The organism is Streptomyces sp. HNM0645 (assembly GCF_030056615.1).
Taxonomy (GTDB): domain Bacteria; phylum Actinomycetota; class Actinomycetes; order Streptomycetales; family Streptomycetaceae; genus Streptomyces; species Streptomyces marianii.
On the sequence record NZ_JASHLT010000011.1, the window covers coordinates 30,497 to 50,888 of the forward strand.

At 73.3% G+C, this 20,392-nt stretch carries 17 protein-coding genes, 1 tRNA gene and 1 pseudogene; 7 read left to right on the top strand and 12 right to left on the bottom strand.

The window, feature by feature from the left end; translation table 11 throughout:
* The first annotated feature begins 12 nt into the window (after positions 1-12).
* On the top strand, positions 13-1,230 hold the full coding sequence (locus tag QMZ92_RS09075; protein ID WP_283296726.1) for an FHA domain-containing protein: 1,218 nt from the start codon (positions 13-15) through the stop codon (positions 1,228-1,230).
* A gap of 6 nt (positions 1,231-1,236) precedes the next feature.
* Here the strand turns inward: QMZ92_RS09075 and QMZ92_RS09080 are convergent, their stop codons facing one another.
* Positions 1,237-2,244, bottom strand: a complete 1,008-nt coding sequence (locus QMZ92_RS09080; protein WP_283296727.1) for a methyltransferase domain-containing protein — start codon at positions 2,242-2,244, stop codon at positions 1,237-1,239.
* A gap of 129 nt (positions 2,245-2,373) precedes the next feature.
* On the opposite strand from QMZ92_RS09080, the gene QMZ92_RS09085 reads away from it, so the two are divergent.
* The 4 genes from QMZ92_RS09085 (at position 2,374) to QMZ92_RS09100 (ending at position 6,233) form a co-directional block, all read left to right on the top strand.
* Positions 2,374-2,778, top strand: coding sequence for a globin (locus QMZ92_RS09085; protein ID WP_283296728.1), 405 nt, complete (start codon positions 2,374-2,376; stop codon positions 2,776-2,778).
* Positions 2,779-2,995: 217 nt separating this feature from the next.
* A complete protein-coding gene (locus QMZ92_RS09090; protein WP_283296729.1) occupies positions 2,996-3,322 on the top strand; it encodes a hypothetical protein in 327 nt (108 codons plus the stop codon).
* A gap of 2 nt (positions 3,323-3,324) precedes the next feature.
* Positions 3,325-4,032: an ABC transporter ATP-binding protein gene (locus tag QMZ92_RS09095; RefSeq protein ID WP_283296730.1), complete on the top strand. Its 708-nt coding sequence runs from the start codon at positions 3,325-3,327 to the stop codon at positions 4,030-4,032.
* Positions 4,029-6,233 (top strand): FtsX-like permease family protein, encoded by a 2,205-nt coding sequence (locus tag QMZ92_RS09100; RefSeq protein WP_283296731.1) that lies wholly within the window; start codon positions 4,029-4,031, stop codon positions 6,231-6,233. Before QMZ92_RS09095 ends, QMZ92_RS09100 begins: the two co-directional genes overlap by 4 nt.
* Before the next feature lie 382 nt (positions 6,234-6,615).
* On the opposite strand, the gene QMZ92_RS09105 is transcribed toward QMZ92_RS09100, so the two are convergent.
* From QMZ92_RS09105 to QMZ92_RS09125, 5 genes are all read right to left on the bottom strand, one after another.
* Positions 6,616-7,284, bottom strand: coding sequence for a DUF8010 domain-containing protein (locus QMZ92_RS09105; RefSeq protein WP_283296732.1), 669 nt, complete (start codon positions 7,282-7,284; stop codon positions 6,616-6,618).
* Positions 7,281-7,712: an acyl-CoA thioesterase gene (locus QMZ92_RS09110; protein WP_138055191.1), complete on the bottom strand. Its 432-nt coding sequence runs from the start codon at positions 7,710-7,712 to the stop codon at positions 7,281-7,283. Before QMZ92_RS09110 ends, QMZ92_RS09105 begins: the two co-directional genes overlap by 4 nt.
* 12 nt (positions 7,713-7,724) lie before the next feature.
* Entirely contained in the window at positions 7,725-9,389 is a 1,665-nt protein-coding gene (ettA, locus tag QMZ92_RS09115; RefSeq protein WP_283296733.1) for an energy-dependent translational throttle protein EttA, read from the bottom strand.
* Positions 9,390-9,748: 359 nt separating this feature from the next.
* A complete protein-coding gene (locus QMZ92_RS09120; protein ID WP_283296734.1) occupies positions 9,749-9,916 on the bottom strand; it encodes a hypothetical protein in 168 nt (55 codons plus the stop codon).
* Between the two features lie 253 nt (positions 9,917-10,169).
* A complete protein-coding gene (locus QMZ92_RS09125; protein WP_283296810.1) occupies positions 10,170-11,501 on the bottom strand; it encodes a Cys-Gln thioester bond-forming surface protein in 1,332 nt (443 codons plus the stop codon).
* A gap of 401 nt (positions 11,502-11,902) precedes the next feature.
* On the opposite strand from QMZ92_RS09125, the gene QMZ92_RS09130 reads away from it, so the two are divergent.
* Positions 11,903-12,076 carry a hypothetical protein gene (locus QMZ92_RS09130; protein WP_283296817.1) on the top strand — a complete coding sequence of 58 codons (174 nt, stop codon included), beginning with the start codon at positions 11,903-11,905 and terminating at the stop codon, positions 12,074-12,076.
* A 263-nt stretch (positions 12,077-12,339) separates the two neighbouring features.
* Here QMZ92_RS09130 and QMZ92_RS09135 read toward each other — a convergent pair.
* The 3 genes and pseudogenes from QMZ92_RS09135 to QMZ92_RS09145 form a co-directional block, all read right to left on the bottom strand.
* Positions 12,340-12,579, bottom strand: a pseudogene (locus tag QMZ92_RS09135) (single-stranded DNA-binding protein); the annotation flags it as partial.
* Between the two features lie 324 nt (positions 12,580-12,903).
* A complete protein-coding gene (locus QMZ92_RS09140; RefSeq protein ID WP_283296735.1) occupies positions 12,904-14,904 on the bottom strand; it encodes a GTPase in 2,001 nt (666 codons plus the stop codon).
* Positions 14,901-16,520, bottom strand: coding sequence for a dynamin family protein (locus tag QMZ92_RS09145; protein ID WP_283296736.1), 1,620 nt, complete (start codon positions 16,518-16,520; stop codon positions 14,901-14,903). Before QMZ92_RS09145 ends, QMZ92_RS09140 begins: the two co-directional genes overlap by 4 nt.
* 314 nt (positions 16,521-16,834) lie before the next feature.
* Between QMZ92_RS09145 and QMZ92_RS09150 the strand changes: the two genes are divergently transcribed.
* A tRNA-Arg gene (locus QMZ92_RS09150) sits at positions 16,835-16,907 on the top strand.
* Positions 16,908-17,091: 184 nt separating this feature from the next.
* Here QMZ92_RS09150 and QMZ92_RS09155 read toward each other — a convergent pair.
* The 3 genes from QMZ92_RS09155 to QMZ92_RS09165 form a co-directional block, all read right to left on the bottom strand.
* Positions 17,092-17,604, bottom strand: coding sequence for a flavoprotein (locus tag QMZ92_RS09155; protein WP_283296811.1), 513 nt, complete (start codon positions 17,602-17,604; stop codon positions 17,092-17,094).
* 303 nt (positions 17,605-17,907) lie between these two features.
* Entirely contained in the window at positions 17,908-19,215 is a 1,308-nt protein-coding gene (locus QMZ92_RS09160) for an MFS transporter (RefSeq protein ID WP_283296737.1), read from the bottom strand.
* A 3-nt stretch (positions 19,216-19,218) separates the two neighbouring features.
* Positions 19,219-20,130, bottom strand: coding sequence for an alpha/beta hydrolase (locus QMZ92_RS09165; RefSeq protein WP_283296738.1), 912 nt, complete (start codon positions 20,128-20,130; stop codon positions 19,219-19,221).
* Between the last annotated feature and the right edge of the window lie 262 nt (positions 20,131-20,392).

Sequence of the window (20,392 nt, forward strand, 5' to 3'; positions counted from 1 at the left end):
GGAAGCGCCGACATGCCGACCTGCCCGAACGGACACCAGTCGGGTTCCGACGACTGGTGCGAGGTCTGCGGCCACCGCATGGCCGGGGCGGGGGCTCCGGCGGGCGCGGTTCCGCCGCCTCCCCCGCCCCCGGCCCCTTCGCCGCCGCCCGCACCGGGGTACGGCTACCCGGGGCCGGGCGACCCGAACGCCACGGCCCAGGCGGAGCTGTGCCCGCAGTGCCGTACGCCCCGCGAGCCGATGGCGCCCTTCTGCGAGGAGTGCCGCTGGAACTTCCTCACGAACACGGCGACGTCGTACACCCCCGTGGCCCCGCCCCACCGAGGGACACCCGGCGGTCCGGGAGGACCCGGCGGACCGCCGCCCGGTCTGAACCTGCCGCCCGGCTTCCAGGCCCAGCAGCCGCCGCGCCCACCGGACCCGTTCGACTACCAGGGCTCGCGGCCCTCGCAGATGAACCGGCCCGCCGAACCGATCGGCGGCGAACCCGCGGTGCCCCGGCCCCCGCAGGCCGGACCGCCGGCCCCGCCGCCGTTCCCCCAGCCGGGCCCGTCCGGCTCCTCGGACGTCTCCGAGTCGCCCGGACAGCACCGGCCCCCGGGTCCGCCCGAGTTCAGCAGGCCGGCCCCGCCCCCGCAGCAGCAGGGGTTCCCGGCCGGTCCGCCCGCGCCTCCCGGCTTCCCGCAGGCCGTTCCGGCCCCGCCGCAGCCGCCACAGGGCGGCGGTGACGACGACTGGATGATCTCCCCGCCCTCGCAGCAGCACGCTCCGCACCACTCCGCGCAGCACCCGGCACCACCGCAGCAGCAGGTTCCGTACGAACCCGCGGGCTGGACCGCGGTCATCGCGCCCGACCGCGAGTACTTCATGGCGATGATGCAGCGCAGCGGCCCCGAGGCCGCCGGGCTGAACCTGCCCGCGTACTCACCGGAGCAGCAACTCGCCCTCTCGGGCGACGAGGTGACCATCGGCCGCCGCCGGCACTCCACCGGCGAGTCGCCCGACATCGACCTGTCGGTGCCGCCGGAGGACCCGGGCGTCTCGCACCAGCACGCCGTGCTGGTCCAGCAGCCCGACGGCTCCTGGGCCGTCGTCGACCAGAACTCCACGAACGGCACGACGGTGAACGGTGCCGAGGACCCCATACAGCCCTACGTCCCCGTCCCCCTGCGGGAGGGCGACCGGGTGCACGTGGGTGCCTGGACGACGATCACCATCCGCCGGGGCTGACGGCGGTCACCGGTCGGGGCCCGGCGCCCCGAGGGCCCAGGCGTACGGCCCCTCGGGGTCGTCCAGCCACGCCCACTGGCTGTCCCCGCTGACGGTGACCCCGAAGCGCTCCCGTTCCGGCCGGCCTTCGCGCTGCCAGAGCGAGAGCGCTTCGTGCGGATCCAGCACGCCCGCGGTCAACGTGAGCAGGAAGCGGAACTGCTCGCTCTCCGCCACCTGCCGCGACAGCCCGCCGACATGCGGAACCGATGTCCGCACCGGCCCGCCTCCGCGCAGCGGGACGAAGTACGCGGGCGTGTGCAGGAAGCGCCCCTCCGCGTGGCCTTCGTCACGCACCCGCAGCACGACCAGCCCGTTGGCGAGCGGGGCGAGGATCAGTCCGCCCGGCACGCACTGCTCCAGCCAGGCCCACGGCACCGACGGGAGGGCGCAGGTGGCGATGACGCGGTCGAACGGGGCGCGCCCCGGGCAGCCGCGCGCACCGTCACCGGTGATCACGGCCGGGTGGTGACCGGCGGCCGCGAGGTGGCGGCGCGCGGCCTCGGCGATATCCGGGTCCAGATCGACGGTCGTCACCAGCGGGTCCCCGAGCCGGTGCGCCAGCAGCGCCGCGTTGTAGCCGGTGCCCGCGCCGATCTCCAGCACGCGGTGCCCGTCCTCCGCCTCCAGCGCCTCCAGCATCCGCGCCATCAGGGACGGCTGGCTGCTGGAGGAGACGAGTTCGCCGTCGCGGATGCGGGTGGCGAGCGGGCCGTCGGAGTACGCGCCTCTCAGCCAGCGCTCGCGGCGATCCGGCTCGGCGTCGCCCGACCATAGCCGCTCGTAGCCGGAGAAGGTCGACACGTAGTAGGAGGGCACGAACAGATGACGCGGAACCTCCGCGAACGCCGCACGCCAGGCCGGGTCCCGCAGCGCGCCGGCCGCGGCGATCCGCCGCACCAGCGCCGCCCGCACCTCGGCGGCGGGACCGGCGTAGGGGTCCGGTACCGCGCGCGCGTCCTGGTCCGCACCCATGCCTCCACTGTCCTGCGGGCCGGTACGGGAGGCGAGTACCCCGGACGGGGACTTCCCGGGCCGGAGCGCTCTTCGGGCCGTGGGCCCCGGGCCCGGATCCTCGTCCGGTCCGTCTGAGACCATGGAGCGGTGAACGAGATTCCGCGGGGCACACTTCAGGAGCAGACCTTCTACGAGCAGGTCGGCGGCGAGGAGACCTTCCGCCGCCTCGTGCGGCGTTTCTACGAGGGCGTCGCCGAGGACCCCCTGCTGCGGCCGATGTACCCCGAGGAGGACCTGGGCCCGGCCGAGGAGCGCCTCACACTCTTCCTGATGCAGTACTGGGGCGGCCCGCGCACCTACAGCGACAACCGCGGCCACCCCCGCCTGCGCATGCGCCACGCCCCGTTCACCGTCGACAAGGCCGCGCACGACGCCTGGCTCAGGCACATGAGGGTCGCGGTCGACGAACTCGGCCTCTCCGAGGAGCACGAACGGCAGCTCTGGAACTACCTCACGTACGCCGCCGCCTCGATGGTGAACACGGCGGGCTGACGCTCGGGTCGGCGACCCCGGGACATCCCGCACGAAGCGTCACCGCCCGGTCACTTCTGGCCACAGCTCGCCGACTTCCGGCCGTCTCGGTCCGGGCCCGTACCCGCTCACGCACACAGCCCATAAGTTCACAGCCGCAACACATCGAACGGGCATCCGCATCCGGCGGGTGCCCTCTTCCTGTGGAGGCTTCGACGTGCGTCGGGGAACCTTGCGAGTGGGCGCGGTACTGATCGGCACGACGGCGGTGCTGCTGGGAGCGAGCGCGGCGTACGGCGACAACTTCTACGTCTACCAGGGCGACGACTTCGGGTTCATCACGTACAACCACAAGGCCGCGGGAGTCTGCGACCGGGAGGTCGACGGCTTCAACGTCTACGCGAACTTCAAGCGCACCGTCCCGAACACGGTCGCCCGGGTCGAGGAGAAGGACGGGTACTGCAGGACCTCGACGACCGGCACGTACCCCGTCCACCGGATCCAGGCGTGCGAGAACATCCCGGTGTTCCCCGACGCCTGCTCCGCCTGGAAGCAGCACCCGTAGCCATGACCGCCCCCACTCTGGAGGTCCGCGGTCTCACCTGCTCGATCGGCCGGCGCACACTGCTGCGCCAGGCGGACCTGAGCGCCCGGGCGGGGACGTCCCTGTCCGTCATGGGACCGAGCGGCAGCGGCAAGTCCACGCTGCTGTCGTGCCTCGCCGGGCTGCACACCCCGCAGGCCGGGACCATCAGGGTGGACGGTACGGACATCGCCGCGCTGCGGCCCGGGCGGGCCGCGGCATGGCGGCTGCGCACCATCGGCTTCGTCTACCAGTTCGGCGAACTGCTACCGGAGTTGAGCGCGGTCGAGAACGCGGCGCTTCCCCTGCTGATCGCCGGCCGGGGGCGGCGCGACGCGTACGGCACCGCCGAGAGCCTCCTCGCCGAGCTCGGCGTCGGAGAGGTGGCGGACGCGCCCGCGAGTGTCCTGTCCGGCGGCGAGCGCCAGCGCGTCGCGGTGGCCCGGGCCCTGTCCACACGACCACCGCTGGTCCTCGCCGACGAACCGACCGGCGCCCTGGACGAACGCACCACGGACGACGTCTGCGACATGCTGTTCCGCCTGCCCGCCCGGTACGGCTGCGCACTGGTTCTGGTGACCCACAATCCGGTGGTCGCCCACCGGGCGGACCGCCTGCTGACCCTGCGCGAGGGCGCGTTGCACGACTCCGCACCCGGCACCGCGCACGACACGACGACGGCGGGGGCATGACCCGGACCACCCGGCGGCGCGGTGCCACGGCCCAGTTGCTCGCCCTGGGACGCCGGCCGTCCCCGGTGCACCGGGACCCGCGCCACGTCCTCCAGGCGCTCTGCCTGGTGCTCGCCGCGACGGGCGCCACCCTGCTGGTCTGGGGACTGCAGGTCACCGACGCCGCGTACGACGGCCGCGACCTGCGGACATCGGCCCGCCACCCGGTACGCGCCGCGGCCGAGCCCGGCACCCGCCCCACAGCACGGTGGTCGGACAGCCGCGACGTCGTCGGCGACAGGAGCTTCTCCGTCGTGACGATCGCCCCCCTCACCGCGGACGCCCCGCTGCCGCCGGGCCTGCCGCGCTGGCCGGAACCGGGCGAGGCGTTCGTCTCACCCGCGCTGCTGGAGGCCCTGCCGGCGGCGTCCACCCGCTACGGGAAGCGGGCCGGAACCATCGCCGCGGACGGGCTCGCCGAGCCCTCCGAGTTCCTCGTGTACCGGCGGCCGCCGCCCGGGACCGCGCTCTCCCCCGGCCCCGGAGGCATCGCCGGCATCGTCGGCTACGGCACAGCGCTCCCGGAGGCGTCGGACTTCGCCAGCCAGACCTTCGACCGCGCGGAGTCCGACGTCCGGTTGCTGATCGCTCCCCTGCTCGGGCTACCCGTCGCGGTCCTGCTCGTCACCGCCTCCCGCCTCGGCGCCCGGCAGCGCGACCGGCGGCTCGCCGTCCTGCACGCCATCGGCGCCGGGCGGTCCGCACGCGCACGGGTCGCCGTGGGCGAGTGCCTGCGTCCCCTGGCGCTGGGCACCGCAGCGGCGGCCGTACCCCTGCTGGCCTTGACCCTGACCGGCGTACGGCTGCCCGTCACCGGCCACGCGATCGCGGCAGCCGATCTCGTACCGCTGCTCCTGTGGTTCCCACTCGCCCTGCTGCCGGTCCTGGCGACCCTGTGCCTGTCGTTCGCGGCGCTCCACCTGCGCATCCGTCCCGCCGGCGGCAACCGGCCACGGCCGGCGCGGGACCGGCGGTCCGCCTGGCCCGGATGCCTCTGCGGCATCGGCACGCTCATGGCCCTGTGGGGCGCGGTGATCGGCCACCAGCCGGGGGTTCGGATCTTCATGCTCGGCCTGGTCCTCGCCATGGCCGGGCTGCCGCCGCTGCTGGGACGGGCCGCGGCCCGGGCGGCCGTGCGGCTGACCGCACGCGGACGGGGAGACCCCGCCCGGCTGGTCGGAGGGCGCTGGGCAGCGGCCCATCCCGCGGTCGTCGCCCGTTCCTGCGCCTCGCTCGCCGTACTCCTGGGCCTGCTGACCCAGGTCCAGGTCCTGATCACGGAGTTGACGTCCGAGGCCCGCCACGCCACGGCGCTCGCCCGGCGACTGGACGGAAGGCTGCTCCACGTCTCCGCGGGGACCGACGACGAGAAGGCGCGGGCGGATTTCCTGTCGGCCCTCGGAGCCGGGGACCGCGTGCTGCGCCTGGCACCGGGCGGGGAGGGCGCGCCGCCGGTACTCACGGGGCACTGCCGCGATCTGGCGGCCCTGGCTCCCCTGTCCGTCTGCCCCGGCGCCGAGCCGGCCCCGGCCGTGCGGGTGTTCCGTGAGCGCACCGCCCGCACCGAGGCGCTGCGCTGGACGAGCCCCGGCGAGCTGAACGTGCGGTCGACGGCGTCACGAGCCCCGCTGACGGGTGGGGAGGGCGACTACATCGTGCTGACCCACAGGTCCGACGGCCGGGAGCACGTCGGCCGGGCGGCCTTCGCGACGCTCGCGTCTCCGTCGGTGGTGGTGCCGGGTGACGAGTACGTCATCGGCTCGACCGCCCGCGCCCGTATCGCCGGCTGGGTCGTCCTCATCGCCGCACCCGGCTTCGTGCTCCTCACGCTCACCGGTGCCGCGGGGCTGCTGCACGCCTATCTCGACCGGGCGGACGAACTGCGCCCGCTGGCCGGCTACACCTCGGGCGTACGGTTCCATCTGCGGACCGCGTGGTGGGGCCTGGGCGTGCCCACGGCCTGTGCCCTGGCACTGGCGACGGCGTTCGCCGGGCTGCTCGGGGCGGTCAACCTCGCGTTCCTGGCCCCGTCGGGCGACTCCCCGCTCCCGCTGCTCGCCGGCGGGCTGGTGACGGCCGTGGTGCTCTGCACGGTGGCGACGGTGGTCGGCGGGCTGCTGTCGAGCCGGTTCACCCACCGGTGGGTGCCGCGCGGTGACTGAACGGTGCGGACGGGAGCGGACCGGGTCCCGGCGTGGGACGAGGGAGCGGGCACGCAGCCGGGCCGGGTGGTCGATCGGCCGGACCGATGCCGAAACGCCGAGTCGATGGCCGCATCCTTGAGGATCCGCCACACCGCCCGGGTCGCCACGACCCTGCCGGTGCGGCAGGGGACACGGGGCCGGGTCCGAGGCGGGATGCCCGACGCGCACCGGACGGGACGGCGGATCACTGCCGGAGCAGGCAGGCGACCGGGACCCGAGGCGGAACGGCCGACACGTGCCGGACGGGACGGCGAACCACGGACGCGTGCGGGAGCAGGCCGGGGCAGGGTCCGGGCCCGGCCGAGCCGTTGCCCGAGGCGGTTCGGGGCGTTCCCCGGGGTCAGGCGGGGGTGACGGTCAGCGCACCGAGCCCCGCCCTGCGTACCGCGACCGAGCCGAACGGCGTGCGCAGCCGGAGCCAGCCACCGGAGGCCAGGAGCGCGGCGCCCGGAACACCGTCCGGGGTGGGACGCAGGAAGCCGAGTGACTGGGCGGCGTGCACGGCCCGCAGCGGCAGGCCCGTCTCGTCGAGGGTCCGGGACCAGATCTCGCGGCCGATCCGGTCGCGTTCGGCGCGGGTGCGCCGCTCTACGGGCAACGCCTCGTCCCGTGAACGGAATTCGGCGACCGCGGCGGCCACCGCGCCCCGCATCCGGTCGACTTCGGGCAGCCCCGGAAGCTCTCGCCAGCCTCCGCGGGGAGGCAGTACCCCGGCCCAGGGCGGACCCGTGACGGCGGGCGGTACGGCGAGCGCCGAGCCCTCGACGGACTCCAGCAGTTCACCCGCGGACACGGTCGTGTCCAGCTCGACCGGCTCCGCCAGCCGCGCCGTCCGGATCGCGAGGACCTCGAACGACGGCGGCCGTCCGAACACGGCCAGCGCTCCCCCGCCGGCCTGCAGCCGCACGGCGGCGGCCCGGTCGTAGTGGATCAGCCGGCCGAGGAAGGCGGCGAGGTCCGCCGCCTCCCGGGCATCGGCCAGCCGCAGGGTCTGCACGGGTGCGGTCATGCCGCGAGCGCGTCCTTCACGTCTTCGTCCAGGTACTCCTGGAGGAAGGACTTCTCCTCGGCGGTGATACGGCGCGGACGCCCGGCCGCCAGGTCGTACGGGACGACGACGGTCGAGGCCCGGACGTACACCTGGTCCGGGTCCTTGATCTCGTAGGCGATCGTGAGCGACGCCGCGCCGACCTTCGTCACCCAGGACTCCACGGTCACCGGTTCGTGGCGGTGCACGAGCGGTCGTACGTAGTCGATCTCATGACGGGCCACGACGGACCCGCCGGAGAACGACGGGGAGCCGTTCCCCGGTGCCAGCCGGAACATGAAGTCGATGCGGGCCTCCTCCAGGTAGCGGAGGAAGACCACGTTGTTGACGTGCCCGAAGGCGTCCATGTCCGACCAGCGCAGGGGACAGCTGTAGATGTGCCGAGCCACTTGCCGCCTGCCTCAGCCCCGGGTGAGCTTCTTGTAGGTGGCACGGTGCGGACGAGCCGCGTCCGGGCCGAGCCTCTCGATCTTGTTCTTCTCGTACGACTCGAAGTTGCCCTCGAACCAGAACCACTTGGAGTCGCCCTCGTACGCCAGGATGTGCGTGGCGACCCGGTCGAGGAACCAGCGGTCGTGGGAGACGACCACGGCGCAACCCGGGAAGTCGAGCAGGGCGTTCTCCAGCGAGGAGAGCGTCTCGACGTCGAGGTCGTTGGTCGGCTCGTCGAGGAGCAGCAGGTTGCCGCCCTGCTTCAGGGTGAGCGCCAGGTTGAGGCGGTTGCGCTCACCGCCGGAGAGCACACCGGCCGGCTTCTGCTGGTCCGGGCCCTTGAAGCCGAACGCCGAGACGTAGGCGCGGGAGGGCATCTCGACCTGGCCGACGTTGATGTAGTCCAGCTCGTCGGAGACGACGGCCCACAGCGTCTTCTTGGGGTCGATGTTCTCGCGGCTCTGGTCCACGTAGCTGATCTTGACGGTGTCGCCGACCTTGATCTGGCCGGAGTCCGGCTTCTCCAGGCCCTGGAGCATCTTGAACAGCGTGGTCTTGCCGGCGCCGTTGGGGCCGATGACACCGACGATGCCGTTGCGCGGCAGGGTGAAGCTCAGGTCGTCGATGAGGACCTTCTCGCCGAAGGCCTTGCTGAGGTTCTCGACCTCGACGACGACGTTGCCCAGGCGCGGGCCCGGCGGGATCTGGATCTCCTCGAAGTCGAGCTTCCGGGTCTTCTCCGCCTCGGCGGCCATCTCCTCGTAGCGGGCGAGTCGCGCCTTGGACTTGGCCTGGCGGCCCTTGGCGTTGGAGCGGACCCACTCCAGCTCTTCCTTGAGGCGCTTCTGGCGCTTGGCGTCCTTCTGGCCCTCGACCTTCAGACGCGCGGACTTGTTCTCCAGGTACGTGGAGTAGTTGCCCTCGTACGGGTGGGCGCGACCGCGGTCCAGCTCGAGGATCCACTGGGCCACGTTGTCCAGGAAGTACCGGTCGTGGGTGATGGCGACGACGGTGCCGGCGTACTTGGCGAGGTGCTGCTCCAGCCACTGGACGGACTCGGCGTCCAGGTGGTTGGTGGGCTCGTCGAGCAGCAGCAGGTCGGGGGACTCCAGCAGCAGCTTGCAGAGCGCGACGCGGCGCTTCTCGCCGCCGGAGAGGTTGGTGACCGGCCAGTCGCCGGGCGGGCAGCCCAGCGCGTCCATGGCCTGCTCCAGCTGCGCGTCGAGGTCCCAGGCGTTGGCGTGGTCCAGGTCCTCCTGGAGCTTGCCCATCTCCTCCATCAGCGCGTCGGAGTAGTCGGTGGCCATCAGCTCGGCGATCTCGTTGAACCGGTCGAGCTTGCCCTTGACCTCAGCGACACCGTCCTGGACGTTCTCCAGGACCGTCTTGCTCTCGTCGAGCGGGGGCTCCTGCAGCAGGATGCCGACGCTGTAACCGGGCGAGAGGAAGGCGTCGCCGTTGGAGGGCTGCTCAAGACCGGCCATGATCTTCAGCACGGTGGACTTACCGGCGCCGTTCGGGCCGACCACACCGATCTTCGCACCGGGCAGGAAGCTCAGCGTGACGTCGTCAAGGATCACCTTGTCGCCGTGCGCCTTGCGCGTCTTGCGCATGGTGTAGATGTACTCAGCCAAGAGGAACCGTCCGGCAATCAGTGAGTGGGCAGATACACCCCATCTTGCCTGACCGCCGCCCCGGGAACGAAACCCGTCCGGCCAAGCGCCTCCGACCTGCCCCTTCGCCCGGCACCCGCGTGGTCGGTACGTCACCGATCGTCGCCGTCGACCGCCAACAAGCGCCCGGCACCGCCTCAGCCGGCCCCCGGCAAGGGCGAGTGCCCGGGCCAGTGCGGTCTCGACGGCGTGGCTCATCCGCCCGGCGGCTGCACGGTGATCCAGATCGCATCCACCAGCCGCCCCCGCGCACATGGAGAGTGCGGCACTCGGGTCGGATCCGCGCCGGGAGCGGTCATCGGTATCCGGTGTCGTTGGTGTCAGCTGGTGGTGTCAGAGCGCCCTGCGGATGGCCGCCCATCGGCGGCGAGCTGCTCGCTCCTCAGCTCGGCGATCGTCCGCCGTCGCCACCTGACGGTCAGAACCGCGGCGACCGCACCGGCCAGAAGCGCGATGGCGATTCCGCCCCACACCAGCAAAATGATCATGGATCCGAGCGACTCCATTGCCCTCACCCCCGCTGGGCAGCGTACTGGTCCGGGAAATACGGCGAGCGGCCCCCACCGGAGCCCGGCAGCCACCCGGGCCGGGACGGATCCATGTGTGCGAAGGCCCCGAGTCCTCGCAGACGACCGGCGGGGAGCGCCCCGCCCTCGTCGCGGAGTGGCACGGCCCCGAAGCCGGGGCACTCGGGCCGTCGGGGCCTCGGGCTCTCGGTCCGTCGGGCGTGGCGCCGATCGCTCAGTCCTCCGCGGAGGGCGCCTTCTTCCCGCGTACGAAGAGGACCGCGGCGCCGCCGATGACCACGAGGCCGATGGCCACGCCCGCGATGATCGGGGTGGCGCCGGAGGCTCCGGTCGCCGCCAGGTTCTCGTCGACGGCCGTCCCGCCGGCCGAGGCCGTGCTGGGTCGAGGCTCCGGCTCGTCCGTGACGGGACCTGCGCTGCCGGCGGTCCTGCAGTCCAGCACGCCCTTGAAGTTCTTCGAGAACCCGCCCGGCCCCGTGATCGTGAAGTCGTAGGCCTGGTCCTCGGGGACGGGAACCGTCACGGTGCGGGACTCACCGGGTGCTATCGCGTGCTTGAGCCCCAGCAGTTCGAAGGTGAACTTCTCGTCGCCCTTGTTGGTGGCGGTGATGTCGATACCGCTCCCGGCGCAGTTCTTCTTCGCTGTGAGCGCGGGTATCGGGCCCTTCGTGGCCCAGGTGCCGGTGGCCGTCGCGGACACGGTGGAACGGCTGGAGCCGGCCAGGATCTGCGTCTGGCTCTTGGTCACCCCGGAGAACGCCCGCCCCACCGGCACGTTGGTGGTGGCCTGCAGGCTCAGAGCGGCCGTGCCGTCGGTAGCACCCGCCGGCACGTCGAAGTAGAGCCTGCTGCCGTCGACCGCGGTGGTGACGGGCTTGCCGGCTGCATCCGTCACGATGACGCCGCTGGCCGCGGAGTCCGCGGGCGGTGTCACGCTCACGCGGTCGGCGTCGGTGCGGACCGTGACGGGCCCGAGCCGCCCGCCGGCCTTCCCCGAGACCGCGTTCGGCTCCAGGCTCAGCGAGGCACGGGGCTCCTCCACGTTCTTGGCCTTCTTCTCGAGCCAGTCGGCGAGTTGTTCCGCCGCGGGGTCGAGCGCCTCGACCTCGGCGCCGTCCGAGTACCGCCAGATCGCCACCTGTGTCCCGGCTGCCGCGGTCCGCTCGGTGAGCGGCCCCGTGCCCGCCCGTTCGGCCAGTGCCATGAGGTCGTCGACCTGCGGATAGGAGTGCTGCAGGATCCACCGGATCTTCCCGGCCCCGCTGTTGGCGCCGAGCGAGGTCTGGTCCCAGGGGGTCTCCAGGTACTTCGCCTGCTCCTGCGTCGGGTTGTGTACGTCGATGCAGTAGGTCTTGAGTCTGCCCCCGCCGTCGACGGTCATCTCGAACAGCCCGGCAGGCAGTTCGTGGCGCTGCCCGCCGTCGTGCAGGACGGCTCGGTCGAAGGTGGTCAGGCCGTCCAGCGTCGCGGACACACCACCCTGGTGCTGGGGGATGTCCTCGGCGACGGCCGGTCCGGCGGAGGCCAAGGCGCCCGCCGCGAACATACCGGACACCAGGGCCGTCACGGCGAGCCGGGCGGCGCCCCGCCCGCGTACAGAGAGCGCAGTAAACACAGAATTCCCCTTCGGGCGAGCCCCTTTCGCGTGGGGTGCGTGGGGGATTGCCTCGCCGGCAGACTCAAGTGCCCCGTGAGTTCTGAGGAATCCTAAGGACGTGGCGCGACCCGATCCCCCGTCATACCGTCAGACAACCATTCCGAATCGGAATCGTTATCGCCGGTGGCGCATCCCCGTTCGACTATCGACAAATCTCCACAGCTCCAGCTCAGGGCGGTCAGGGGACACCGGCCGCAGCCGCGCTGCGGGCTCCGGGCGTGGTTCCCGGAGTGCATGCCGGGCCGGAACCATCTGATGCAGGAAGAATCCCGGTCTCCTCGGCTCTCCGCATGCCCCCGGTCACTGTCGCCGTCGCCGTCGCCGAAGCGGCACGGGACCGGCCGCGAGCCCGGCCCGCCGAGCCGGACGAGCCCGCGCGGGACGGGCCCGCCTCGGTCGCCTCGCCCGGTCCCGGCGGCTTCGACGGAGTCGTCGCCGACGGCGGGGCGGCCGAGGCGCGCTGAGCAACCACGGCCGGGACCGCCGAGGGCCCGGGCAAGGTCGAGTTCGCCGGAGCCGCCGGAGGCAGTGGTACCCCGGACCGCATGGCAGGCGGCGGGGCCATGGCGCCTGCGACTGCCGTGTGACGGCCCGTCGGCTGCGTCTCCGTTCTCGTCACACGGCGGAATGCCGACGTCCCTCGCGTCAGGTCGTGTCCGGCCGCCACGGCGTCAACGTCGACCGACGTCCTGAGCCTGCCCTCCCACTCCTCCTCGCGCACCCTCAGACGCCCGTGCACGACGAGCGGTTCGCCCACCGCGACCGATGCCGCGAGATTGGCACCCAGCGCACGCCAGGCCCACACCGTGTAGAAGCTCGTGGGCCCGTCGGTCCAGCCGTCCCGCTGCCGGTCCCACCGCCGTGAGGGCACGGCCAACCGGAAGCGAGCCCTGCCCCCGGCCGCCGACTCCCGGTAGTCCACGGCCGTCGCGACATTCCCCACCAGCGTCACCATCACGTCAGTCATGACGATCCCCCTGCCTCGTTGTCCGCTTCCGGAGTCCGCGCCGCTGCGCCGACGGATCCATGCTGCGCCGACGGGCGCATTCCCGCCGACGCCTGTGGACACGGACACGGCTGTGGAAAACCCCGCCGCCCTCCCGGGTGACGGGGTGCTCCTGAACAGCGGTCCGACAGCCGTTCCCCGGCCGCCCCGGTCCTCTCCCGCTCGCTCCGGAACCGCTTGCGCCGGCCCACGAGCGGACTGCCACCGGTAGCCGCCCCGTCGCGGGAAGCGGTGTCCGCCGCCGCGCGGCACGCCGCACTCCGCACACGACGGCCCAGGCCCCGCTCAGCGTCTGAACGACACCGCCCCGTACTGCTCCCGCACCTCCCGGTAGCGGAGCAGTTCCGCGGCGATCGGATCCAGCACCTTCGCCCTGCCGCACGCCGCCGCCGCCTCCCGCAGGCGCCGTTCCGCGTCCTGTCCGTACCGTCGCGCGGGCCCCTTCGCGGCCGTCGCACACGCCCACTCCACGAGCGGCCCGCCGATGATCCCGGCGAGCATCACCAGCACCGGAAGGAGCAGCCCCGGCTCCAGTACCCCGATGATCTGGCCCACCAGCCACAGCCCGCCGAAGACCTGCAGCAGCGTCATGCACACCTGAACGAACACCGCCGCAGGCCACCACGCCGGACGCGGCAGACGGCCGCTGGGCGTGCCCAGTTCGGCGGCCAGGTCGTCGAGCTCCTCCGGAAGCCCCTCCGCACCGCGCACCGCCGCCTCGTGCACCGCCTGCGCCCACGGGGCCGGCAGTCCGTGGGCAGCGTCGTCGGCCACCGTTCGTACCGCCTGCTCGACGCGCTGACGGGCCGTGAGCTCCTCCTCCGCCGGCTGCGTGGGCTGGGGCAGCCCCCCGCCGGGCATGCGCACGCGTTCGTACCAGCGCCACAGCCGCAGCCACGGCGTCCCGCAGGCCCTCCCGGCGTTCCTGCGCCACCGGCGTTCGGCCTCCTCGCCGACGGCGGTGGCGCCGACCGCGTTCGCCAGCCGGGCGGTGAAGTCGTCCCGGGCTCGCTCGCTGAGACCCGGCCGGCCGTCGGCGACGTACATGGACCGCAGCCGGCCGGCCGCCGCGTCGATGTCGGCGGAGACGCGGCGGGCCGCGGCGGACTTCTCCTGGACGAGTCGGCCGAGCAGTTCCCGCAGCTCGCCGACGCCCTCACCGGTGAGAGCCGACAGCGCGAGGACGGTGGCGCCCGGCTCGCCGTGCTCACCGACCGCCATACCGTCCTCGTCGAGCAGTCTGCGCAGGTCGTCCAGCACTTGGTCGGCGGCATCGCCCGGCAGCCGGTCGATCTGGTTGAGGACGACGAAGGTGATCTCGGCGTGCCCCGCGAGGGGCCGCAGATAGCGCTCGTGGAGTGCTGCGTCCGCGTACTTCTCCGGGTCGACGACCCAGATGACCGCGTCGACGAGTTTGAGGACCCGGTCCACCTGCTCCCGGTGCACCGTCATCGCCGAGTCGTGGTCGGGAAGATCCACCAGGACGAGGCCCTGCAGCCCCTCGTCGCCGCTTCCGCCCGCGAGCGGCCTGCGACGCAGCCGGGGCGGGATGGCGAGCCGGTCGAGGAGCCCGGCGGACCCTTCGGACCAGCTGAGCGAGATCGGTGCGGACGTCGTCGGCCGGCGCAGCCCGGTCTCCGAAATCGGCACCCCGGCCAGGGCGTTGAAGAGGGTCGACTTACCGCTGCCGGTGGAGCCCGCGATGGCGACGACGGTGTGCCTCGCCGACAGCTGCTGCCGCGCCGCCGCCTCGTCGAGCACGCGGCCCGCCTCTGCCAGGGCCTTGTCGTCGAGGCGGGTGCGGGAGAGGCCGACGAGTTCACGGAGCGCGTCCAGCCTGCCGCGCAGCGGCGCTGCGTACGGGCCGCCGATGGGGACGTGGCCCTCGCCGCCGACCAGCGAGCCGTCGTCGCCTGCGAGATCGGACGGGTCGACGGCCCGGCGGGCGATCAGACCGTCGTCCCACCGGTCGCCGTCGCCGTCCTCGGGAGCACCGGCCTCCCGGCCGCCCTCGCGCCTCCCCTCGGTGCGCGACGCGGGGTCCGTGTCACCCTCGGCCCCGTCGCCCTGCGCCCGCTCACCGCCCCCGGAGGACGCGTGCTCGTCCTCGGGACGGGCTTTCCCGCCGAGGCGGCCGCGGGGCCCCGGGGCCGCGCTCCCGGCCGCGGTATCACCGCCGGCCCCTGGCTCGCTCTGCGCCCCGGACGCGTTCCCGGATCCGCTCCCGGCTCCGCCCGCCGAGCGGCGGTCCTCGGTCTCGCCAGTGACTGCCTTCACCGCGGTCACCTCTCCTTCTGCAGTACGGACAGCGCGGCGATCAGCTCGGCCTGCGGCTCCGGGCACAGTTCGAGGGAGTCGAGCGGCGCGAGGCGCCGGTCGCGCTCCTCGTTCATGACGCGTTCGATGTACGTGGTCACCAGCTCCCCGCCCCTGTCGCGCAGCCTGAGCGCGCCCTGGGCGCCCATCCGCTCCGCCAGGAGTTCCCCGGCGGCCCTGGCGCGCCGGCCGCCGAGCAGCGCGGTGGCGAGCAGCGCGGCGACCGTCTCGGAGTCGGGCGCGGCGGGGCGTTCCATCGCGCGGACCTCCTCCTCGGCGAGCTCCTCGATGACGCGCCGCCAGCGCCGTACGGCCATGCCGATGCGCTCGGACGTCTCCCCGTCGGCCCGCGAGTGCCGGGCGAGCGCGGGCCCGGCCGGTTCGCGCCTCCATGCCTCCTGGAGCCGCTCGTCGGCGGCGGCGACCGCGCACTGCAGCAGGGCGGTCAGGCTCTCCGCCAGCGCGTCGAGGAGCTCGCCGGCCGAACTGTCGCGCGGCCAGCCCCGCCATCGGGTGCGCGCGTCACCCGCGAGGACGGATCCGCGCTGAACCTGCTTGCGCACCCGCTCGGTCTCCACGCCGTACGCCTCCTCGACCGCGGCGGAGAGGCGCACGGCGGCCGCGTACTGGGCGGCCACGGCCCCCGCGAGCTCCGGCATCCTGGCGTTCAGCGAGTCGATGACCCCGGCGGCGGTACGGACGACCGTCTGCTGGCGCGCGGCGGGATCCAGGGCCCGGTGCGCCAGCCAGTCGCGGAGCGCGGCGACGGCGGTGTCCGGGAGCAGCCCCCGGCCGCCGCCCGCGGACTCGGGCAGCTCCGGGATCGTGAAGCGCGGTACGTGCCCGAGCCCGGCCTTGGTGAGCAGGGCCGCGTACTGCCGGGACACCTCGTTGATCACCTGGTGCGGCACCCGGTCGAGCACCGTCACGAGCATGGCGTCGTACTCCTTGGCCGTGCGGAGCAGATGCCAGGGGACCGCGTCCGCGTACCGGGAGGCCGTGGTGACCATGACCCATACGTCCGCGGCGCAGATCAGCTCGGAGGCCATGATCCGGTTCTCGACGACGAGGGAGTCGATGTCGGGCGCGTCGAGCAGGGCCAGCCCGGGCGGAAGCGACGCCGCGGTCTCGATCCGCAGCGCCCTCTCCTCGGGCTTGGCCTTGGTCTTCGTCCTGCCGCGCACGGGTCCGGGCGACTGCTCCGTCTCGTCCTGCTGCGGCAGCCATACGCGGGTGAAGTTCGGCAGTACGCGCATGCCGGCGAACCAGTGGCGATCGTCCGGGTGGCAGACGAGCACGGGCGTGCGCGTCGTCGGCCGCAGCACCCCCGCCTCGGTCACCCGCCGCCCGACAAGGGAGTTGACCAGGGTGGACTTGCCGGCTCCCGTCGAACCGCCGACGACCGCGAGCAGCGGCGCGTCGGGGTCCTTCAGCCGGGGCACCAGATAGTCGTCGAGCTGCGCGAGCAGCTCGGCTCTCGTCTGCCGCGCCCGCGGAGCACCTGGAAGGGGGAGTGGAAGACGCACGGCTGCGACTCGGTCGCGCAGGGCGGAGAGTGCGTCGATGAGCTGAGGCCGTACTTCCATGGTCACCACATGCGAAGAATGCCCAATTTTGGAGGTTTTTTGAAGCGTATGAGCCCTCCTGCGCGCCGATCAGACCGACGGGACAGACGGGACGAGTGGGGCGCAGGCATAACGAGTGCACAACACCCGAGGTGTGACGTGAAAAAAGCGCTGCGAGAATCGCATCTGCCTGCGATTATCGGTTCGCTTCACTGAACCTCCACATCGTGCCACGCAGGTGAAGCATCCGGGGCAGGGCGATCGGAGCCCTATCCTTGTCCCGGCAAGGTCACGGCCGACCCACCAGGGGCTCCAGGCCACCGAGGCCACACCGGGCCCCCGTAGCTCAGTGGATAGAGCAGGCGCCTTCTAAGCGCTTGGCCGCAGGTTCGAGTCCTGCCGGGGGCGCACAGCGCGTACGGCCCGCGGGCCCTCCCATCGGGAGGGCCTTCTTGCTGGTCAGAGGCACCCTAGCGGGCGGGTGGTAGTGGACGCGTAAGCGCCGGACCACCGGGCGCGCCACCTCTGGGTGGCTACCGGGGGCGGTCGTTCCAGGGCGGCTGCTTCGCCGCCCCGAGCGCACGATCCGCGTTCAGGAAACGGGCCTCGGCGTGAGCAGTTCGAGCGCCTCCTCCCAGCGGAACACGTCGGTACCGCCGGTCTCCGGCTGCACGGACGGTTCGTGGGAACCGATCAGCACGCCCATCCCCCGCAGCCGCTCCAGGCTCTCCCGGTAGGCGGGGTGGGCCGCCTGGGCCGCGTTCAGGCACGGCAGCACGGCGATCGGGACGCCCGAGCCGTACGCCTCGCACAGGATGCCCAGTGCCAGGGTGTCGGAGATCCCGGCCGCCCACTTGTTGATGGTGTTGAAAGTGGCCGGGGCCACCGCTATCGCGTCGGGGGGAGGCAGCGGGCGGGGGTCGCCGGGCCGCCGCCAGGCCGATCGGATCGGATGTCCGGTCTGGGTCTCGACGGCACTCCGGTCGATGAAGCCCAGGCCCTGGGGTGTGGCGACGACCCCGACGTCCCAGTTCCGCTGCTGCGCCGCCGTGATGAGCTTGCCGACGCCCCCCGCGATTCCCGCAGCGCAGACGACGACGTACAGGAACGGCCTTCCGCCCGAGCCGGGATGCCCGAGGTCCGCGGGTGGCCGGGGCCGGCCGGCGGAGGTGGACGGCACGGGTTCGCTGGGCTGGTTCGGCTGGTCGCTCACGTGGGTCCCCGGTCGGCGGCTGAGGCGGTGCGCTGCAGGCAGGGTATGCGTACGGGCGGGCGCCGCGCGGCCACTCCCGTACGGGGCGGGGACGCGGATCCGTCCGCCCGGGACGGATGCCCCGGGGCGTGCCCACGCCGCCGCGCTCGGCAGATGGTGCCCGGCGGCCGGGCACCTGCCCCGCCCGGCGGAGGGTCAGAGCGTCCTGTCCCGCTCCCTCGTACCTGGCGGCCCGGCTGCCTCCGGTGATTCCGGCGGCGGAGGTGCCGCACCCGCCGCTCCGGTTCGGCCCGCCTCCACCCCTGCCCCCCGCGCCGTCGCACGCTCCACCAGCAGTGCCGCGATCGCGGCAGCCAGGGACACAAGGCCGCCGACGACCAGCCCCGAGCGCGCGCCGAAGCGCTCGGCGAGCCAGCCGGTACCCAGTGCGCCCAGCGGGGTGGACCCCTGGACGATCAGGGCGTAGAGCGCCATGACCCGGCCGCGGTAGCGCGGATCGCTGCCCAGCTGGATGCGGTGGTTGGCCGCCTGCACGAAGTAGATCGAGGCGAAACCGGTGAGCGCGAGCAGCACCATGGCGGCCACGAAGCCGGGCGACCATCCGGCCACCGTCTCCAGCGCCCCGAACAGGAGCGCCGACACGACCACCGTCCGGCCCGACGGACGGTGGCGGCGCGCGGTGGTGGCGAGCGCCGCCGCGAGCGAGCCGGCGGCGAACGCCGTGGTCAGCAGCCCGAAGGCATCCACGTCCGCGCCGAAGACGGTCTTCGCCAGCAGCGGGAGGGTCAACTGGAAGTTCAGCCCGCACAGTCCGACGACCGCGAGCAGCGCCAGCGGCAGCACCAGGTCCGGCCGGGCCAGCACATGACGCAGCCCGTCGACGATCCTCGCCCGGGTCTCCGGGGCACGGCGGTGCAGCTCCTGCGGGCGCATCATGCGCAGCGCCACCACCGTCGCCAGATAGCTCACCGCGTTGAGCAGCATCACCCAGCCCGTGCCCAGGGCAGCGATCATCATCCCGGCCAGGGCCGGCCCGACGACGCGGGCGGTGCTGAAGTAGGCGGCGCTCAGGGCCGAGGCGTTCGGCAGCAGTTCCGCGCCGACCATCTCGCTGACGAACGACACCCGGGCGGGCACCTCGACCGCGTTGACGACGCCGAGCGCCAGCGCGAACAGGCCGATGTGCCACAGGCGCACCTCCCCGCCCAGCACGAGCGCGGCGAGCAGCAGGGCGAGGACCGCCGAGATTGCGTTGGCCACCGTCAGCAGCATCCGCTTGTCGTGACGGTCCGCCAGACGACCGCCGAAGAGGGTGAGCAGGAGCAGCGGGGTGAACTGCAGGGCCGTCACCACCCCGAGCGCGCCGGCGGAGTCGTCCGTCAGGGCGAGAACCAGCCAGTCCTGGGCGACGATCATCATCCAGGTGCCGGCCACGGACACGACCTGGCCGGCGGTGAAGAGCCGGAAGTTGCGTACCGCCAGCGACCGGAACGGGCCCGTCACCGTTCAGACCGCCGCCGCGTGCGGCTCGGGTGGCGTGCCGGACCCGTCCCGGCCGCCGTCTGCGGACTGCAGGCACTCCTCCAGGAAGCCCAGAGCCCGCAGATGGTAGGCGCGCGCCGCCCATCCGAGGCTGATGTTGTGCCCCGCGCGCGGCAGCCGGTCCACCACGATGCGCGGCGCGGCGAGCTGCGCGGTCAGCTCGGACACCGCCTCTTCGTCATGGCGCCACCAGGCCTCGAACTCGGCGAACGTCAACCGGACGGGCACGCGTACGCCGCCGGCTACGACGGGGAACTCCTCCGGCCAGCGCGCCGCTTCCCTGCGCTCCCGGGCCGGCATCCCTGCCACGATCGAGGCCGCGGTGGTGAAGGTCTCCGGCGGGTACAGGCTGAGCGGCCCCCAGTTGAGCCTTCGGCTTCCGTGGGCCCCCTCGTCGGGCAGTTCCTCCGGGACGACGTCGTAACGGTGACCGCAGCCGGAGATGTCCAGGCCGAGCAGCCGGTCGTGGACGGCCCGCGCGGCCGCCGTCAGCGCGAGCTTGCCGCCGTAGGAGTGCGCGAGCAGGAACAGGCCCGCGCCGTGCGGGTGGACGGAGGTGAAGCCCCCCAGGGCGGCGCTCAGCGTCGCGGCCTGCTCGGCGAGGGTCTGGCCCTCGGGCAGCCGTTCGGCGGAGGCTCCGTAGCCGGGGCGGTCCAGCGCGAGGACGGTGTAGCCGAGGCGGGCTCCGAGGGTGAGCAGGGACAGGTCCGGGTTCGCCTGGCCGTCGAAGTAGCCGGCGTTCATGCCCCCGCCGTGCAGGGCGACGACCGTGGCGCGCGGTGTGCCCGCGGGGACGGCCAGCAGGGCGGAGAGCGGCAGGCCGTCGGCGTCCAGGGTGATGCGCCGAACTCCTCGGGAGTGGAGGGGACGGGACATGACTTCCTCCGAAGGTTGTTGGGCGGCCCGGGAGGGCCGGGGAGTCGGGCGTGCCCGGAACCTCACGGGCCGGTGCACGGCGGAGCCCATCCGTCGCGGCGGGTGGGCTCCGCCGTGGGGCACCGGCCCGGGTCCCCATCGGTCTCCCGGACCGGATCCGCGGTCCGTGGGGGCGATCCCGGGTCGGCGCCCGGCGGGGATCTCCGCGTCCCGGCCCGGATCCGTGCCGGGACGCGGGGTCCCCGGTGTCGGGTGCGGAGGG

Excerpts from the sequence above, each read along its gene's own strand:
- QMZ92_RS09075 (WP_283296726.1), top strand. The coding sequence starts at position 13 with ATGCCGACCTGCCCGAACGGACACCAGTCGGGTTCCGACGACTGGTGC.
- QMZ92_RS09080 (WP_283296727.1), bottom strand. The coding sequence starts at position 2,244 with ATGGGTGCGGACCAGGACGCGCGCGCGGTACCGGACCCCTACGCCGGT.
- QMZ92_RS09095 (WP_283296730.1), top strand. The coding sequence starts at position 3,325 with ATGACCGCCCCCACTCTGGAGGTCCGCGGTCTCACCTGCTCGATCGGC.
- QMZ92_RS09100 (WP_283296731.1), top strand. The coding sequence starts at position 4,029 with ATGACCCGGACCACCCGGCGGCGCGGTGCCACGGCCCAGTTGCTCGCC.
- QMZ92_RS09105 (WP_283296732.1), bottom strand. The coding sequence starts at position 7,284 with ATGACCGCACCCGTGCAGACCCTGCGGCTGGCCGATGCCCGGGAGGCG.
- QMZ92_RS09120 (WP_283296734.1), bottom strand. The coding sequence starts at position 9,916 with ATGATCATTTTGCTGGTGTGGGGCGGAATCGCCATCGCGCTTCTGGCC.
- QMZ92_RS09125 (WP_283296810.1), bottom strand. The coding sequence starts at position 11,501 with ATGTTCGCGGCGGGCGCCTTGGCCTCCGCCGGACCGGCCGTCGCCGAG.
- QMZ92_RS09130 (WP_283296817.1), top strand. The coding sequence starts at position 11,903 with ATGCCCCCGGTCACTGTCGCCGTCGCCGTCGCCGAAGCGGCACGGGAC.
- QMZ92_RS09145 (WP_283296736.1), bottom strand. The coding sequence starts at position 16,520 with ATGGAAGTACGGCCTCAGCTCATCGACGCACTCTCCGCCCTGCGCGAC.
- QMZ92_RS09165 (WP_283296738.1), bottom strand. The coding sequence starts at position 20,130 with ATGTCCCGTCCCCTCCACTCCCGAGGAGTTCGGCGCATCACCCTGGAC.